Annotated in this window: 14 protein-coding genes and 1 pseudogene; 6 read left to right on the top strand and 9 right to left on the bottom strand. The window is 36.4% G+C overall.

Annotated elements, in window-relative coordinates; translation table 11 throughout:
* Nucleotides 1–32: 32 nt before the first annotated feature.
* From BW929_RS02850 to BW929_RS02815, 8 genes are all read right to left on the bottom strand, one after another.
* Nucleotides 33–443, bottom strand: coding sequence for a PAS domain-containing protein (locus BW929_RS02850; protein ID WP_076543874.1), 411 nt, complete (start codon nucleotides 441–443; stop codon nucleotides 33–35).
* A 131-nt stretch (nucleotides 444–574) separates the two neighbouring features.
* Nucleotides 575–3,385 (bottom strand): excinuclease ABC subunit UvrA, encoded by a 2,811-nt coding sequence (uvrA, locus tag BW929_RS02845; protein WP_076543873.1) that lies wholly within the window; start codon nucleotides 3,383–3,385, stop codon nucleotides 575–577.
* A 94-nt stretch (nucleotides 3,386–3,479) separates the two neighbouring features.
* Nucleotides 3,480–5,498: an excinuclease ABC subunit UvrB gene (gene uvrB, locus BW929_RS02840; RefSeq protein ID WP_076543872.1), complete on the bottom strand. Its 2,019-nt coding sequence runs from the start codon at nucleotides 5,496–5,498 to the stop codon at nucleotides 3,480–3,482.
* Nucleotides 5,499–5,909: 411 nt separating this feature from the next.
* The gene (locus BW929_RS02835) at nucleotides 5,910–6,692 is read right to left on the bottom strand and encodes a PRC-barrel domain containing protein (RefSeq protein ID WP_076543871.1); all 783 of its coding nucleotides are present in this window, start codon (nucleotides 6,690–6,692) and stop codon (nucleotides 5,910–5,912) included.
* Between the two features lie 189 nt (nucleotides 6,693–6,881).
* A complete protein-coding gene (locus BW929_RS02830; protein WP_159437145.1) occupies nucleotides 6,882–7,616 on the bottom strand; it encodes a glycerophosphodiester phosphodiesterase in 735 nt (244 codons plus the stop codon).
* A 73-nt stretch (nucleotides 7,617–7,689) separates the two neighbouring features.
* Nucleotides 7,690–8,526, bottom strand: a complete 837-nt coding sequence (locus BW929_RS02825) for a carbohydrate ABC transporter permease (protein WP_076543870.1) — start codon at nucleotides 8,524–8,526, stop codon at nucleotides 7,690–7,692.
* Nucleotides 8,527–8,618: 92 nt separating this feature from the next.
* Nucleotides 8,619–9,506 carry a carbohydrate ABC transporter permease gene (locus BW929_RS02820; protein WP_114489488.1) on the bottom strand — a complete coding sequence of 296 codons (888 nt, stop codon included), beginning with the start codon at nucleotides 9,504–9,506 and terminating at the stop codon, nucleotides 8,619–8,621.
* A 128-nt stretch (nucleotides 9,507–9,634) separates the two neighbouring features.
* Nucleotides 9,635–10,969 (bottom strand): ABC transporter substrate-binding protein, encoded by a 1,335-nt coding sequence (locus tag BW929_RS02815; protein WP_076543869.1) that lies wholly within the window; start codon nucleotides 10,967–10,969, stop codon nucleotides 9,635–9,637.
* A 281-nt stretch (nucleotides 10,970–11,250) separates the two neighbouring features.
* Between BW929_RS02815 and BW929_RS02810 the strand changes: the two genes are divergently transcribed.
* The 5 genes from BW929_RS02810 (at nucleotide 11,251) to BW929_RS02790 (ending at nucleotide 16,763) form a co-directional block, all read left to right on the top strand.
* Nucleotides 11,251–12,387, top strand: coding sequence for an MFS transporter (locus tag BW929_RS02810; protein WP_084566066.1), 1,137 nt, complete (start codon nucleotides 11,251–11,253; stop codon nucleotides 12,385–12,387).
* Nucleotides 12,388–12,513: 126 nt separating this feature from the next.
* Complete coding sequence (locus BW929_RS02805) at nucleotides 12,514–13,401, top strand: carbohydrate ABC transporter permease (RefSeq protein WP_076543867.1); 888 nt, start codon at nucleotides 12,514–12,516, stop codon at nucleotides 13,399–13,401.
* A 16-nt stretch (nucleotides 13,402–13,417) separates the two neighbouring features.
* Entirely contained in the window at nucleotides 13,418–14,245 is an 828-nt protein-coding gene (locus BW929_RS02800; RefSeq protein ID WP_076543866.1) for a carbohydrate ABC transporter permease, read from the top strand.
* 201 nt (nucleotides 14,246–14,446) lie between these two features.
* Nucleotides 14,447–15,742, top strand: a complete 1,296-nt coding sequence (locus BW929_RS02795) for an ABC transporter substrate-binding protein (RefSeq protein ID WP_076543865.1) — start codon at nucleotides 14,447–14,449, stop codon at nucleotides 15,740–15,742.
* A 196-nt stretch (nucleotides 15,743–15,938) separates the two neighbouring features.
* Nucleotides 15,939–16,763 (top strand): HAD-IIA family hydrolase, encoded by an 825-nt coding sequence (locus tag BW929_RS02790; RefSeq protein ID WP_076543864.1) that lies wholly within the window; start codon nucleotides 15,939–15,941, stop codon nucleotides 16,761–16,763.
* A gap of 87 nt (nucleotides 16,764–16,850) precedes the next feature.
* Here the strand turns inward: BW929_RS02790 and BW929_RS02785 are convergent, their stop codons facing one another.
* Nucleotides 16,851–17,492: a helix-turn-helix transcriptional regulator gene (locus BW929_RS02785; protein WP_143413997.1), complete on the bottom strand. Its 642-nt coding sequence runs from the start codon at nucleotides 17,490–17,492 to the stop codon at nucleotides 16,851–16,853.
* A 284-nt stretch (nucleotides 17,493–17,776) separates the two neighbouring features.
* Between BW929_RS02785 and BW929_RS02780 the strand changes: the two are divergent.
* Nucleotides 17,777–17,969, top strand: a pseudogene (locus tag BW929_RS02780) (transposase); the annotation flags it as partial.

Raw genomic sequence — 17,969 nt, 5'->3', positions numbered from 1 at the left:
TTTGCGGCGGCTTATGTCTACAGCAGTACTGATTACCAGTTTGCGCCCCTCTTCATCACGTCCCAGGGGGCTGTTTTAAAATCCCAAATTCTTTTTTCTCCATCCTTGGTGAAAATTTCAAACTCGCCACCAATACTTTTATTAGCTGCAAATGATTTATTTATTTCCTGTTTTATCTCTTTTATATTACCGCGATGAGCTTTCTTTATCCACTGAAAAATTGTCCTGATTTCTTGTTTACTATAACCACTAATTTCAATCCAGGTATTATTTACTATTACAACTTCCCCATCCTCAGCATGAATCATAACTGGAATCGGTGCCTCATTTAAAGCGCTGGCAAACATTTTTTCCCGCTGTTTAATCCGTTCCTTCATCTTTTCTTCACTAATGACCTCTCCAGTTTTGCCCTGCATCGATTCTCTCTTATCTCTCTTCTTCAAATGCTGCACCTCCCCTTTTAGGCCTCAATTATAACTTTCCTCAGGATATTATATAACTATTATACTACATATTTACATTAAAAGGAATAATTTAATTAAAGTCATTGGGAATAATATCCAGACTCCGGTGTCTAGAGCACTTCTTTTAAAAACTTGCCGGTATAAGAATTTTCACTCTGGGCCACCTCTTCCGGAGTACCAGTGACAACAATTTCTCCTCCCTTTTCTCCACCTTCTGGTCCGAGATCAATTAAATAATCAGCTGATTTGATTACATCAAGATTGTGTTCAATTACAATTACAGTATTGCCATCTTCCCGCAAGCGATGCAGTACTTCAAGCAGTTTTTTAATATCAGCAAAATGAAGTCCTGTTGTTGGCTCATCAAGTAGATAGAGAGTCTGCCCGGTACTTCTCTTTCCCAGCTCTTTGGCAATTTTAATTCTTTGAGCTTCTCCACCAGAAAAAGTTGTAGCCGGCTGTCCCAGACGAATATAACTTAAACCTACATCATAAAGAGTCTGCAGACGGCGGCGAATCGGCTCGATATTTTCGAAAAACTCCAGTGCTTCTTCTACTGTCATTTCAAGTACATCTGCAATTGTTTTCCCTTTATATTTAATTTCCAAAGTTTCTCGATTATAACGCTTACCATTACAGACATCACAGGGTACATACACATCAGGTAAAAAGTGCATTTCAATTTCTTCAATTCCCTGTCCCTTACAGGCTTCACAGCGTCCTCCCTTAACATTAAAACTAAAACGTCCGATCTCATAACCGCGCTGTTTGGCTTCCGGAGTGCTGGCAAAGACATCCCGAATATAATTAAAAACTTTAGTATAAGTTACAGCATTTGAGCGGGGAGTTCTGCCAATCGGAGACTGATCAATATTAATCACCTTATCAATATTATCAATCCCTTCAATTGAATCATGTTTTCCTGGATGAAGGGTTGAATCATAGATATCCCGCATCAGCTGTCTTTTTAAAGTGTTATTAATTAATGTACTTTTACCAGAACCCGAGACTCCTGTTACACAGGTAAATGTTCCCAGTGGAAAATCAACATCGATATTTTTTAAATTATGTTGTCTGGCCCCTTTCAATTTAAGCCATTTTTCACCAGTCTGGTATCTATCTTCAGGTACATGGATTTTCTTTTTTCCAGAAAGATACTGCCCGGTCAGTGAACGTTCTTCAGCAATTATATCATCAAGACTACCTTCAGCAACAATTTCACCACCATGTTTTCCGGCACCCGGTCCCATATCAATAATATAGTCTGCCGAGCGAATTGTATCTTCATCATGTTCAACAACTATCACTGTATTACCCAGATCTCTGATATGCTCCAAAGTACTGATGAGACGATTATTATCACGCTGATGAAGACCAATACTTGGTTCATCGAGGATATATAAAACTCCCATTAATCCTGATCCAATCTGAGTAGCAAGCCTGATTCGCTGGGCTTCTCCTCCAGAGAGTGTCCCGGCCGAGCGATCAAGACTCAGATAATCAAGTCCTACATCCAGTAAAAAGCGCAATCTCTCTCGGATTTCTTTTAGAATTTCCTTACCAATTTTTGCTCGTCTATCATCCAGCTCTACTCCCTTTAAAAATTCATGGGCTTCTTTAATAGTAAAAGAACTAAATTTAGCAATTGAAATTCCACCAACTGTAACTGCCAGAACTTCAGGCTTTAGGCGCTGGCCTTCACAGACATGACAGGGAATTTCATTCATATACCTTTCCATTTTTCGGTGGGTTGAAGCACTGTCAGATTTATTCATTCTTTCTTTAAGATAGCCTATTATCCCCTTAAACCTGGTGGTATGATCCCTGGTCCGACCATAACGATTTGTATAGGGGAAAGTAATCTTTTTGTCATCACCATAAACCAACCTGTCAATAATCTCAGAATCCAGATCTTCAATTTTTGTTTCCAGACTAAAATCATACTCAGCGGCCATTGCTTCCAGCAGAGCCGGGTAATAGCGGCTGGATGAGCTGGCCCAGGGGATAATTCCACCATCAGCAATTGATTTATCTTTATCCAGGATTAAATCTGGATCAAATTCTTTTTTTACTCCCAGTCCATCACAATTCTCACAGGCTCCATAAGGAGAATTAAATGAGAACATACGAGGTGACATTTCTTCCAGGCTGATATTATGCTCTGGACAGGCAAATTTTTCACTATAAGTTGTAATTTCTCCTTCTATTTCATCAATCATAACCAGACCCTCTGCATAATCGAGAGCTGTTTCTATTGAATCAGCCAGTCGTTCTCTGATCCCTACCTTAATTACAAGGCGGTCAACTATAATCTCTATATCATGTTTAAAGTTTTTATCCAGTTTTTCTGCATCTTCAAGTAAAAGTGTCTCACCATCAACTCTGGCTCTAACAAATCCATCGCGCTGAGCCTGCAGAAAAGCACGCTCATGCTCACCTTTACGCCCGCGAACAATGGGGGCCAGCACCTGAATTTTTGTTCTTTCTGGCAGTTCAAGCACCTGATCCACGATCTCATCTACCGTCTGCGACTTTATTTCTTTACCACAGATAGGACAGTGAGGAATCCCAACTCTGGCATAAAGCAGGCGCAAATAATCATGAATCTCAGTTACTGTACCAACTGTTGAGCGTGGATTACGGCTTGTTGTTTTCTGATCAATAGAAATAGCTGGCGAAAGCCCTTCAATATATTCCACCTTTGGCTTTTCCATTTGTCCCAAAAACTGGCGGGCATAAGCTGAAAGTGATTCTACATAACGCCTCTGCCCCTCTGCATAAATAGTATCAAAAGCCAGCGAAGATTTACCAGAACCACTGAGTCCAGTAATTACCACCAGTTCATCCCGGGGTATATCTAAATCTACTTTTTTAAGATTATGCTCTTCAGCACCCTTAACTATCAAACGATCTAATCCCATTTATAATAACACCTCTTCTAAGGCAGCAGCTACCTGTAAAATATCTGCATCTAGTTTTTTTATTTAGTAATATTCTACAGATAACCGGTCCCGATTATAATTTATTTTCTAATTCTTCAATTTCATCTCTAATCTGAGCAGCTATTTCAAACTCCAGATTATCAGCTGCTTCTTCCATTTCAGCTTCCAGATCTATAATTAAATGTTGAATTTCTTTACGACTCATCTGATCATAATTCTGACTGTTATCATCCGGATCTTCATTATCCTGACTTTTATCATAATAGCGGCTCTTATCCTCAGAAACTACCATCTCAACCGGTCTCACTACTTCGCGAACAGGTTTAATAATTGTTTCCGGAGTAATATTATTATCTTTGTTATGCTGAATCTGAATCTCCCTTCTTCTCTCTGTTTCATCAATAGCATTCCGCATTGAATCAGTTATTTTATCAGCATACATAATCACCTTACCCGCAACATTACGAGCAGCACGTCCAATAGTCTGAACCAGCGCTCGCTCAGAACGCAGAAAACCCTCTTTATCGGCATCTAAAATTGCCACTCGAGAAACTTCAGGCAGATCAAGCCCTTCACGCAGCAGATTAATTCCTACAAGTACATCAAATTCACCCAGGCGCAGATCACGAATGATCTCTGAACGCTCAATTGTGTCGATATCAGAATGTAGATAGCGGACTCTGATACCTGCTTCAGCCAGATACTCAGTCAGATCCTCTGACATCTTTTTAGTCAGAGTAGTAACCAGGACCCTCTCTTCATCTCCTACAACCTGACGGATCTCTTCTAGCAGATCATCAATCTGGCCCCTGGTTGGTCGAACATCAATTTCGGGATCAACCAGTCCAGTCGGTCGAATAATCTGTTCTACAATCTGCTGACTGTTTTTTTCTTCGTAAGGACCAGGTGTTGCCGAAACATACACCGCCTGGGGTACAACCTCTTCAAACTCCTCAAAGTTTAGCGGTCTATTATCCAGAGCTGACGGTAAACGAAATCCATATTCTACCAGCTTTTCTTTACGAGACCGGTCACCAGCAAACATTCCACCAATCTGAGGAACTGTCATGTGTGACTCATCAATAATTACCATAAAATCATCAGGAAAGTAATCTAAAAGAGCCATCGGTCTGGAACCAGGTTCACGACCAGCAAGATGCCGGGCATAGTTTTCAATCCCTGAGCAAAAACCCATCTGCTCCAGCATTTCCAGATCATATCGGGTTCTCTGTTCAAGCCGTTGAGCCTCAACCAGTCGATTTTCTGCACGCAGTTCTTTAAGTCTCTCTTCCAGCTCCGCTGAAATTGTCTTAATTGCCCTTTCAACCTTATCTTCTGGAGTAACAAAGTGACTGGCCGGATAAATTGTCATCTCATTAATTTCGGCCTCAACCTCACCTGTAACTGTATTAATTCTTGTAATTCTGTCAATTTCATCGCCAAAAAGTTCCACTCTGATTGCAATGTCACGATAAGCAGGAAAAATATCAACAACATCTCCTTTAACCCGAAAGTGGCCGCGTGAGGTATCCATATCATTGCGGCTGTACTGCATAAATGTCAGGCTCCGGGTAATATCCTTGCGATCCATTATCTTGCCCACTTTCAAATCAAGTGAAAGATTTAAATAATCATCCGGCGAACCCAGACCATAAATGCAGGAGACACTGGCCACAATCAGCACATCTCGCCTCTCAAAAAGTGAAGTGGTAGCCGAAAGTCTGAGTTTCTCTATTTCGTCATTAACAGAAGCATCTTTTTCTATATAGGTATCAGTCTGAGGTACATAAGCCTCAGGCTGATAGTAGTCATAATAACTAACAAAATATTCAACAGCATTATCAGGAAAAAACTCTTTAAATTCACTGGTCAGCTGAGCTGCCAGAGTTTTATTATGAGCAATAACCAGGGTTGGTTTGTTTACCTCTTCCACCAGTTTGGCCATAGTAAAAGTTTTTCCGGTACCTGTCGCACCAAGTAGAGTCTGATGACGATATCCTTTTTTTATTCCTTCAGCCAATTTTTCTATCGCCTCAGGCTGATCACCCTTTGGCTCAAAAGGGGCCTTTAATTTAAATTGTCCTTCTTTCACAATAATCCCCCCAAATATAATTTGCAAACTAATTAAACTCTTAACCACTGAATTCAAAATCAATGATTAATTAACTATTATATATTTAAATCAAATAATTTTCAGTAAAATTATTGACATTTTTAATAAATAAGTGAATGTATGTTTAGTCTGCTCTTCTATTATAGCAATAATCATTATTAATTTAAAGACTTAAATTAAATTACTTTCTGGAATAAAAATATCATCATTAAAAATATTATAGTTATAATTTCCTGGCAACAAGGTTATCCATATTCCTGCAAAAGCATAATTTCCTATATAAAAAAAAGAGCCCCTCAAAGGGCTCGTCTTTTAATTTGCTGTTTTTATATCTCACTTTTAAAATCCTAACAGTGTTTATTAGATAATTATTTGAATTCTATTTGAAATTTACTGCTGCCAGTATTTAATCTCATCATAGTGATTATAGAGTTTTTCTTCGTACCTACGATCAACCAGATAATCGCTGCTTTCTTCTCTATACTCCGGAGCATTTTTAATTTCTTCCCTGGTTTTGCTGACATATAATTTTTCTTTATTCCAGCTAATATTCTGCAGCCACTCCGGTGCTATCAGAACATCTTTTCCAGGCAGAATATTTCGAGTATCGATTAACAGATAGCGAATCACCCAGTTTTCTTCGTCAACAAATAGATCTTCTAAATGGCCAAATTCTTTATCCTGAGCCTGAATGTGATAACCACGAATTTCGTTAAAGCTGCGCAGATTGGATTCGATTTCTTTCTCTTTTGCCTGTTTTTCCTCATCAGTTAGATTCTCGAAATTAAATAATTTCTCTCTAATTATGCTGCCTGCCTGAATAGCAGGTCCATCCGCAGGATGAGAACTTGTCCAGTAAATTGGCCAGTCAAAATGTTTAACTACTTTTTCCTCCATCACTCTGGAAACTGGTTTGTTTTTCTGAATACTTGGTCCTGCTTCCAGATCTTCTGCTGTCAGATTGACAATGATTTCCTGATTATCATAATTTATTTCCTCAAATGAATCTGTAGAAATTAAGGTTTTTTCGTGTTTAAGCCAGTTACCTGTATCTATAACAAGATACCTCAATACAAAACGATGTTGATCAAAATAAAAGTCTTTTGTCTTACCCAGCTTTTCATCACGACCCTGAACAGTAAATCCTTCGAGATTTTTGAGCTTTCTTAACATAACTGCTCACCTCTCTTAAATTTTCGCCTCAAAACGGAAGATCAATCTATTTAAGTTTATCTCCTTCTAACTTAATTATAATAAAGATTAACAGCTAATTCAAACTATAGAAATTAAGTTTTGATTAAAAATTTAAGAGGAATATTGAAACTTAAAAAGCTATACTTTAAGACTGGTTCAAAGACTGGTTCAGGACTTGTTCTCAATTTTATCTCTGATTTCAAGAGCCATCTCAATGTCATCAGTCATAATCATATCAACCTTTTTTTCAAGCAGCCCGGCAACTGCATCGGGAAAATTAACTGTGTAAACATTCAGCTGCAGACCCATAAAATGAGCTTTTTCGACCACCTCCTGGTCAGCTGTTAAAAAATGGAGGTGCAAAGCATTAAAGCCTCTTTTAAATGCATAATCAGCAGCATTTATCATTTTTGACATCAAAAGACATCCGGTTTTCATTTCCGGCTGTAATCTCTTTATTTTCTGCAGACTGTAATGATTAAAAGAAGAAATGATTACCTGTTCTCTTAATCCAAACTGGTCAACCAGTTTTAAGACCTTTTCCTCCAGTCGAGGGTAGGGGAGATAATTTTTCAATTCAATATTAATTACTTCCAGCCCCTTAACAACTTTCAGAACTTCTGCCAGGGTTGGAATTTTTTCGGCTTTAAATTCAGGACTAAAAAATTCTCCAGCACTCATTTCACGCAGTTCAGCAAGAGTATAATCTTTAACCAGACCACTTCCGGTCATTGTCCTGTCAATTAATTCATCATGAATTACCACTACTTCTCCATCCCTGGTCAGCTGTACATCAAATTCCACCCCATCAGCTCCAAAATCAACAGCTTTTTTGAAAGCTGCCAGAGTATTTTCGGGATAGCCAGCTGCTCCACCGCGGTGTCCAATAATCTTTGTCCTCAAAACTATCACTTCCTCTATCCATCTTAATTAAAATTTAATATTATAATACAGTTTTTTTAAATAAGCTGCAAGTTTATTCTTTCAGTCCCTGGGTCGCAATACCTTTAACAAAGAACTTTTGAGCCAGCAAAAAAACAATTAAAGTTGGAATAACCACCATGATTGTACCAGCCATAATTAGTCCCCAGTCTCGTTCTGAAGCACTGGTGAATAACATTTTTACCCCCTGTTGGGCAACCTTCATTTCGTCAGAATTCAAAATGATTAAAGGCCAGAGATAAGCATTCCACATAACTAGAAAATTTACTGTTGCCAGACCGGCCAAAGTTGGACCGGAAAGCGGGATCAGAATTTGAAATAAGAACCTAAAAGGGCCACAGCCATCGAGCTGTGCAGACTCCATAAGAGAGGTGGGAATTGTCAAAAAATGCTGCCTCATTAAAAAAGTTGTTGTTGCACTTGCCAGAAAAGGAAGAACCAATCCTGAATATGTATTTGCCAGGCCAAGTTTACTGACAAATTCAAATAGGGGAACTACTCTTACCTGCATCGGCAGCATCAGAGTAAATAAAATAGCAAAAAACAGTGTTTTTTTGTATTTAAATTCAAAGTGAGAAAATGCATAACCACTTAAAACTCCAAGAGCCAGTTTACCAAACATTACAATTGCCGAAGCTAAAAGACTGTTAACTAGCAGCCGATCCATATTGACTAAATTCCAGGCATTAATATAGTTGCCAAAATATAATTTATCCGGAATCAATGACGGTGGATAAGAAAAAATCTGCGCTCTGGGTTGAAAACTTACACTTAATGCCAGTAAAATAGGCATTAAAACTATAAAGCTAATTACCATTAAGAGCAGATGGGTTGAAATTTTATTTATTAAATCTTTTCGAGATTTGCGCATCAGATAACCACTCCTTCTATAATATTTCTCCTTTTATAATTTAGTTGATTTTAAAATTGATTAATTTTATCTCATCAGAATTTTTTTATCTTTTACTGGTAATGAACACCTCTACTGCCAAATCTAAAGTGGAAGAAGGTTACTATTAATACCAGAATAAGCAAAATTACTGATTGTGCTGCCGCCAGTCCCGGACGGAAATTAACAAACATATCCCGGTATAATTTGTAGATTACAATATTAGTAGCATCTGCAGGTCCACCCTGAGTCATAATATCTACAATACCAAAAGACTGAAAAACAGTAAAAATAATGTTCATAATAATTAGATAAAAAGTTGTAGGAGAAAGCAGAGGAATAGTTATTTTTCTAAAAATTTGAAAAGAATTCGCTCCATCAATTCTGGCAGATTCATAAACACTGTCTGGAATTGACTGCAGCCCAGCCAGAAAAAATATAATATTAAACCCCATGTTTTTCCAGATAGTTGCAATTATAATAGCTATAAAAGCAAAAAAACCATTGGTAAGCCAGGGCACCTGAACATTAAATAAAAGATCTAAAAAGTAATTCACATGACCAGCTACCGGGTTTAAAAGGAATACCCAGAGAGAACCGGCTACTGTGGGAGAAATAGCATAAGGTATAAAAAATATAGTCCGGTAAATTTTAATCCCCTTCAATTTCTGATTAACCAGCACAGACAAAATTAAAGATACAGCCAGACCACCAAAAATAGTAATTAAAACAAAAACAGCTGATCTGAGCAGACTTGCTCTGTAAACTGGATCAGTAAATAAATTTATATAATTATCAAAGCCGGAATAGATTCTACGGGCACCAAATGGAGCTGTCCGATATAAACTTAAAATCACAGACTGGATTGTAGGCCAGTATAAAAAAAGAGTTAAAATAATCATTGACGGTAATATTAATAAATATGGAACCGAAAAATGTGAGTCATAATCTTGTTCTTTCAATTTTTTTCTACCTCCCCTGGAATATCTAGTAATTTATAGATTATTAATTTTTAATGGAAAAATCCCCCTCCTCAATAAGCGAGGAAGGGGTTAAGAGGCATAACAAACTTTTCTACTTTCTATGCCTTTTATTCATATAGTGAATTATACTGTTCTAATGATCTGTCAACTCTGGAAGCTGCTTCATCCATTGCTTCCTGAGGAGTCATATCTCCCTGCAGAGTCTTTTCTACTGCCTCTTCCACAATCTGTCTTACTTCAGGGAAAGTACCAATTAATGCACCCTGAGTAGAAGAAGCTCTTTTACTCAATAATAACTGTAGAAATGCAGTTAAATGGTTTGGATTCTGCGCAAAGAATTGACCATTCATTTCATGCTCTACAGCTGCTTTTGTTACCGGGAAATAACCGGTATTTTCAAACCAGTATACCTGCTGCTCCATTTCGGAAAGGAAACTTAAGAATTCCCAGGCAGCTTTAAGTTCTTCTTCAGGATGATCTCTTACAGCCCAGAGGCTTGCTCCACCAATTACAACTCCACCACGATCTACGCCCTGAGGACGAGGTAGGAAAGCTGTTCCCAGTTCATAACCATCGTTTTCAGCATTATTGGTAAAGTTAGTAACCTGTGCGGTTGACTCAATCATCATTGCAGCTCTACCAGAAAGGAAGGCCTGCTTGGCTCCATCCCAGCCGCGACCTGGATTTAACATTATACCTTCATCAACCATTTCTTTCCAGAGTTCAATAAATCTCACTACTGGTTCCCGATCTAAATAAGACTCAGTAGCTCGTCCATCACGACCATTATTATTGTTAACAAGTAAGGCATCCTGGTTAGCTGTCATCTGTTCAACAAACCAGCCAACTATACCTAAGGTAAATCCATAACGCTCTACATCTCCATCTTCATTCCGAATTGTAAGTTTACGAGCATATTCTTTTAACTCTTCAAAAGTCTGTGGAGGATCATTTGGATCCAGACCTGCTTCTTCAAAAGCATCTTTATTATAATATAAAATAGGTGTAGATGAATTAAAAGGCATTGAATTCAGCTGGCCATTTACATTATAATAATTAGAAACAGGAATTAAAAATTTACCCCAATCGAAGCTGTCATCCTGAGCCACTTCTCTTCCTAATTCTTCTACAGGAATTATAATACCACTATCAAGCATAACCTGAGTTCCAATCTCATAAATCTGAACAATATGAGGTGCTGATCCACTCTGGACTGCAGCCTGTGTTTTAGTTAAAGTATCATTATAACTACCTGTATTTTGGGCTTCAACCTGAATATCATCATGACTTTCATTAAATCTCTCCACAATAGTATTTACAATTTCACCATTGTAGCCACCCATAGCATGCCAGAATTCAATAGTTACTGGCTCCTGAGCTGCAGCTGAAAATGTCAGGATAAAAGCAAGTAAAATCACCATTAAAAAAGTCAGTTTTCTCATTAAATAATTCACTCCCCTTGTTAGATTTTGGACAAAAAATTTTACTTTTAGTCCATCCCCCCTTAGATATATTTTGGAATTCTTAATCTCCAACTACAAAGAAACTAAAATATTACAAATTTTGATTCCTCTGCATTTATAATTATATATATTTTTTAATTATTTGTCAATTTTGAATATTCTTTCACAACTTAATTTAAAAGTTAAATCAATTTACTAAATATGCTTGCAAAAAAGATTTAAAATGCTTATACTATGATAAGCACCTATAGAAAGAAGGAATTACTATCTTATTTAAATCATACTATTTTATCTATTATATTTATGTAGCAGCAACTACTTACATTAATATTCATATGGAATCAATTGGCTTCAGCGCAACTCAGATTGGTCTGATGACATCAGTTGCCAAAACACTGGCGATCACTGCTCTACCGGTCTGGGGAATGATGTCTGATTATTTTGAAGCCAATAAAAAAATATTACTTTTTACTATCACCGGGACTCTTCTTTTTTCTCTCAGTTTTCTTTTGAGCCAGAGTTTTTTAATTATTTTTATTCTCTACAGCTTCTTTATGGTTTTCAGCAGCTCAATTGTCCCTCTGTCAGACTCTCTCCTGCTAAATCATCTGGGGGATCGAGCAGAACAGTACGGCCAGTTTAGAGTCTGGGGATCACTTGGCTATATGCTGGGAATTATGCCCTTTGGCTGGATTATAGAACGGACTCAGTCTGAAACTACTTTTTTACTGGCAGCTGCAGGATTATTTTTATCCCTGTTTTTTGCCTACAAATTACCCAAAAGTAATCGAACCATTAAAGTAACCAGTATGGGCAGTTTTAAACTCTTATTTAAAAATAAAGATCTGCTGTACTTTCTAATCTTTACATTTTTTATTCAGGCTCCATTAACTGCAAATTTTGTTTATTTTCCAATTTATTTTAAATCAATCGGTGGAGGAGAAACTCTGCTGGGCCTGGGAATGTTTATTGCAGCAGGAAGTGAACTAATTATTTTTCAAAAAGCAGATATATTTTTGAAAAAATTTAAACTGAAGAAGGTATTATTATTATCGGCAATGGCCTTTGCTTTTCGCTGGTTTTTAATCGCTATCTGGTCTTCACCAATTCTAATTTTACTGACTCAACTTTTTCACGGTCTGACTTATGCTTTATTCCATGTCACAGCTGTTGGATATATTTCAAAACTTGTAGGAGAGAAATTTCGTTCAACCGGTCAAAATCTTTATGCCTCAATTATCAGTGTCAGCACCGTTGTCAGTAGTTTACTGGGCGGTATGATTTATGATGGTGCTGGAGGAGCAGCCATGTATGCTTTTGGGAGTGCAATTTCTCTGATTGCTGGCCTCAGCTATTTTTATTTGCTGCATAGAATTGAATACAGTCAAAAAAATTAAATTTTAAGCCCTGTTTTATAAATTTAAGGCAGGGTTTTTTTCTCTAACAGCGAAATATAGAATTAGCATCTTCTGTTTTTTTATTTTAAATATTCATAATATTATTACTTTTGGGAGGTAATCAGATTGAATAGTAAGTTTGCTAAAAAATATCGTTATTTAGCCTATCTTTTAATTGCACCATCAATCATTATAGTTACAACCTTTTTGATCTATCCTTCGCTCCAGTCACTTTACTTAAGTTTTTTTCGCTCTACCCCCTTTGGCAACAGACAAATCTATGTTGGTCTGGAGAACTTTCAGCGGCTTTTAACCTCTTCCGCCTATTGGAACAGTTTAGTTCGTTCTCTTGTTTTTACAGCAATTACAGTTTTTATTTCTATTGCCTCAGCTTTAATTCTGGCAGTTGTTACCAATAAAAACATCAGAGGTGCTAAAATCTATAAAAGTTTATTAATCTGGCCCTTTGCTTTTTCCTTTGCTTTTGCTGGAATTATCTGGGGAGTTTTAATGCATCCTAATGTGGGAATCATGGCTTATTATATTAAATTACTCACAACTTTAAATTTTGACTGGATTAGTAATGGTACAGCCGCATTTATTCTAATTATTATTGCCTCTAGCTGGCGAATGCTCGGTTATAACTTTATCTTTTTTATTGCTGCTCTGCAAAATGTTTCACCTGAACTATTAGAGGCAGCTGATATTGATGGAGCCAGTCCCTTTACAAAATTCTGGCGAATTACCTTTCCCTTAATTTCGCCTATCACTTTTTTTCTGTTGATTATGAATACCCTGCAGGTTTTCTTTCTAACATTTGGTGTTGTTGATGTTTTAACCCAGGGGGGACCAGCTCGAGCTACAGATATAGTTACCTACAAATTATTTAGAGATGCTTTTTTGAGTATGAGAACCGGCTATGCATCCGCACAGTCAATAATACTTTTTATTTTTGTAGCAATAATAACTATTATTCAGTTTAAATATGCCGGAGAAAAAGTATTTTATCAATAAAGGGGAGATCTGAGCAATGAAGCGTAAAAAAACTACAACAATATTTATTCATCTTTTTTTAATAGTTTCTGTTTTTTTAGTTTCTTTTCCAATAATTTATGCATTTATGGTCAGTACTTTAAATATTAATCAAGTATATTCATCCCCACCCAAATTACAGCTGGGAGATAACTTAATAAATAATTACCGGGAAGCCTGGGAACGTTCAAACATGGGGAAACTTCTTTTTAACAGTTCTTTTATTTCGATAGTTACTGCTGTAGGAAAAATTATTCTATCTGTTTCGGCAGCCTTTGCTTTTGTCTATTTTGGGGATTTCCCAGGCAAAAATCTGCTTTTTATTATGATTTTAATTACCCATATGCTGCCGCTGCCAATTAGAATAGTGCCAACCTACCAGTTAATGGATAATTTGGGCTGGCTCGATACTTATTATGCCTTAACAATTCCGTTTTTTGCCAGTGCCACAGGCGTTCTTTTATTTAAACAGTTCTATATGACAGTACCAGAATCACTTCTGGAAGCCAGTCTAATCGATGGTATTACACCACTTAGATTTCTCTTGTCAATTCTGATACCTCTTTCTAAAAGTAATATAGTCGCCTTATTTACTATAGAATTTATCTGGGTCTGGAATCAATATCTCTGGCCACTGGTTACAACTAACAGTGCCCGAGTACGGGTAGTTCAAATTGGTCTCAAAATGTTAATTCCCTCTGACGCTCAGCCGGAGTGGAATGTAATTATGGCAGCTTTAATAATTGGTGTTATTCCACCACTACTGGTTTATTTGACCCTGCAGAAAAGCCTTGTCGAAGGTTTTGCCATGCAGCAGGACAAATAATATAAAAATATGACTAAAATTCTAAAAGGAGGGATAAGCTGAGGTTAACTTCAGAAAATAATTAATAACTGGGGGTGAGATTTTCAGTATTCAATTTGGGAAGTTGAATGGTGATCTCAAAATAAGTGGTCTAATCTGATTCATTTTTCAACAAAAAAAGGAGGTGTGATCTTCATTTATTTACTTAAATGAAGAAAATCTATGTTAAAAAAATCTATTATCATTTTAACCTTGGTGACTCTCTTTGCTTTTAGCGCAGCAATGGTATCTGCTCAGACAATCGAGCTGGAATTCTGGCATGCCATGAGTGGTGGTCGTACTGCAGCAGTAGAAAAAATTGTTGATGGGTTTAATGCAGAACATGATGACATTCATGTAACAGCTCAGTTTACCGGGAGTTATGCTGAAACTCTAACTCAGGGTATTTCTGCAGTTCGTTCAGGTAATCCGCCCCACATTATTCAAGTTTACGAAGTAGGTACTCAGACCATGTTAGATAGTGAAGCAATTGTACCTGTTTATGAAATCGCAGAAGGAAAAATTGACTTTGGCAGTGTTATTCAACCAATTTTAAATTACTACAGTGTTGACGGTCACCTCTACTCAATGCCCTTTAATTCTTCAACTGCAATGCTTTATTACAATAAAGATGCTTTTGCCAAAGCTGGTATAGAAGATGTTCCGGAAACCTGGGCAGATATTGAAGAAATGGGTTTAAAAATAATTGATAGTGGCGCTGCCAATCATGGACTATCTTTTGGCTGGCCAGCCTGGATTTTAGAACAGATGCATGCCTATCATAATAAACCCTATGCCAACAATGATAATGGCCGCAGCGGCAGAGCAACTGAAGTTTATCTTGATCGTGACTTTGCGAAAATGGTTTTAGGTTACTGGACAGATTTAGTAGAAAAAGATGTTGTAGCTTATGGCGGCCGTGAATATTCTGCCAATCAGGATTTCTTAGCTGGAGAAGTAGCTATGCTGATTCAGTCAACTTCTTCTTTAAGTTCAATTATAGACTCAGCTGATTTTGAAGTTGGTACTACTTTCCTCCCCCGGTTTGAAGGTCAGGGAATTGGTAATTCAGTTATTGGTGGTGCTTCACTCTGGGTAATGAAAGGACACAGCCAGGAAGAATATGACGCAGTTGTAGAATTCTTTAAATATCTAAGTCAAACTGATGTTACTATTCAGTGGCACAAAGATACCGGTTATTTCCCCTCTACAAACGCAGCAGTTAAAACTCTAATGGATAACCGCTGGTTTAGCGAAAATCCTAACTATCTAACTGCTTTCCTGCAGGTATTAAGTGGAGTTCAGTCTCCTGCAGCTAATGGTGTACTCTTAGGTAACTTTGTAGAAATTAGAGATATTGTTGATACAGCAGTTGAAGAAGCTTTTACTGGGGTTTCCACTGCTGAAGAAGCTTTAAACAAAGCTGATGAGGAAGCTGATAAAGTTCTCCAGGATTACACTGAACTATTTGGAGAATAAATAATCTAAAATAGACTGATTACTACCCGGCTGCATTTTCTGCGGCCGGGTTTTAATTTAACACTTGAATTTAGTTGAAAGTATTGATAAATTAGTACTATGAGATTTATTTATAAGACAAAACTTCAGACAAAACTTCAGCAGCTTTACACTGCTAATTAATATTACACAATTAAGATTTCGAAAGGGGCAGCAGATGAATGAACTAAATGAAATTAAATTTTTTATACTGGACATGGATGGAACAATTTATTTAGAAAACGATATACTTAAAGGAAGTCTTGATTTCCTGGCAGAAGTTGAAGCAACAAATAGAGATTACATATTTTTAACCAATAATTCTTCTAAAAACAGAGCGGATTATCAGCAGAAACTGGAACAGATGAATATTAATATTGCTGCAGAAAAAATTATTAATTCCGGTGAGATTACAGCTTCTTATTTAGCTGAACAGGGCACTAAGCAGGGTAAAAGAATTTATTTGTTGGGAACAGATTCTTTAAGAGAAGAAATGGAACGCTTTGGCCATCAGATTGTAAATGAAGAGAAAAATATCAGAGAAAAAGCGGACAGTGTTGACTTTGTAGTTTTAGGTTTTGACAAAACATTAACTTATAAAAAACTCTGGGATGCACACCAGTTAATTCTCTCCGGTGTGGACTATGTAGCCACCCATCCTGATCTGGTATGTCCTCTTAGTGAAGGTAAAACTCAGCCGGATACCGGAGCAATGATCGAACTACTGGCTGCATCAACCGGAAAAAGGCCTTTAATAGTAGGTAAGCCTTCAGGACTTACTATTGATTATATTTTAAAAAGATTTGATCTAGAAAAATCAGAACTGGCAATGGTTGGAGATCGTTTATATACTGATATGCGAATGGCTCACGATGCAGGTATAACAGGAATCTTAGTTTTAAGTGGAGAAACAAAAAGAGAGGATATAAAAAATCTTGCTTCCGGACAAAAATACTTTGATTATGTTTTTGCTGACGTTGCAGAACTAAAAAATAAATTATAATTATTATAAAAGAGGATGAAAACGATAAATTAATCCCGTTTTCATCCTCTTTAATTCAAATTAACTAAAATTTTTGATTCAATTTAATTAATCATTTAAATATCTATAAATTGTTGCATCCGAGGTATGTAATTTTTTGGCAACTTTTGAAACAGAATTTTTTAAGAGAAAAACTCCTCTGTCATCTAATTTTTTAGTTATTTCTTTTTTTTCCTCAGCAGTCATTCTTGCTGGTGGGATTTTAGAGTTACCAATTGAACTTTCGATCATAGAATCAATTAATTCTTCGATCGAGGAAGTGAAATTTTCAGCAAAGTTTTGATTTTCTTCCTTTTCTTCAATGTTTTTTTGATTACCAATAAAAGAATTTATAAGATCTCTTGCTTCAATATAGTCGCTAACATCTATATTTATGCAGAGCATACCGAGAACTTCGCCATCTTCTTTGATAAAATATGTTGAAGATTTAAGCTCTTTACCATCAAAAGTTTTTCCAGTATAATTAGTTAAATAATCACTTTCCAGTTTCTCCTGATCTTTTAAAACATTTAAAGCCAGATCAGTTAGAGAATCGCCAACTTTTCGGCCGCTAATATGGCCATTTTCTATCGCCACAATGGAATTTTCAAAATCATTAACATCATGAAGAACAACTTCACTATTTTCTCCCAGTACCTCTGCTAAAAACTCAACTAATACTTTATATTTATCTAAAACTCTATTCTCCACTATTCTGCCTCCTCTTTAAGTCTTAATAAATATTTATTAATAAAAAAAGTCACTATTATAATAGCAATATTTTATTACAATGTCAATAAATTATTATAAAGTAGTTTCCCCATTTTTTAAAATAGCAAAAACTCAAAGTTATCAACAGTAAAAAATGTGGATAATTAGCTCTTAGAAGTCCTTAAAATAGATTATCCACAGATTACGCAAAAAAGGTGAAACAAGCTCCTTCTTTTGGTATAATTAGTTTGCAGACAAAAAACACCAAAAGGAGTTGTTTCACCGTGACTAATTATACCAGATTAATCTATGAAATTAAACGAAAAGTAAGTAATTTCTCTAAAAAAATATCAAAAGATTTATCAAAACCTAAAACTAAATTCATATCTCAAATGATTTATGGACTTTTAGATAGTCAATCAGTACTTTTAAGTAATATTGGCAGATCTTTAAAAGAAGATAATCTTTTAAAAAAGA

The organism is Halanaerobium kushneri, assembly GCF_900156285.1.
GTDB lineage: Bacteria > Bacillota > Halanaerobiia > Halanaerobiales > Halanaerobiaceae > Halanaerobium > Halanaerobium kushneri.
The sequence above is the reverse complement of the archived record's forward strand: the minus strand, read 5'-3'. Positions and strand labels throughout refer to the sequence as shown.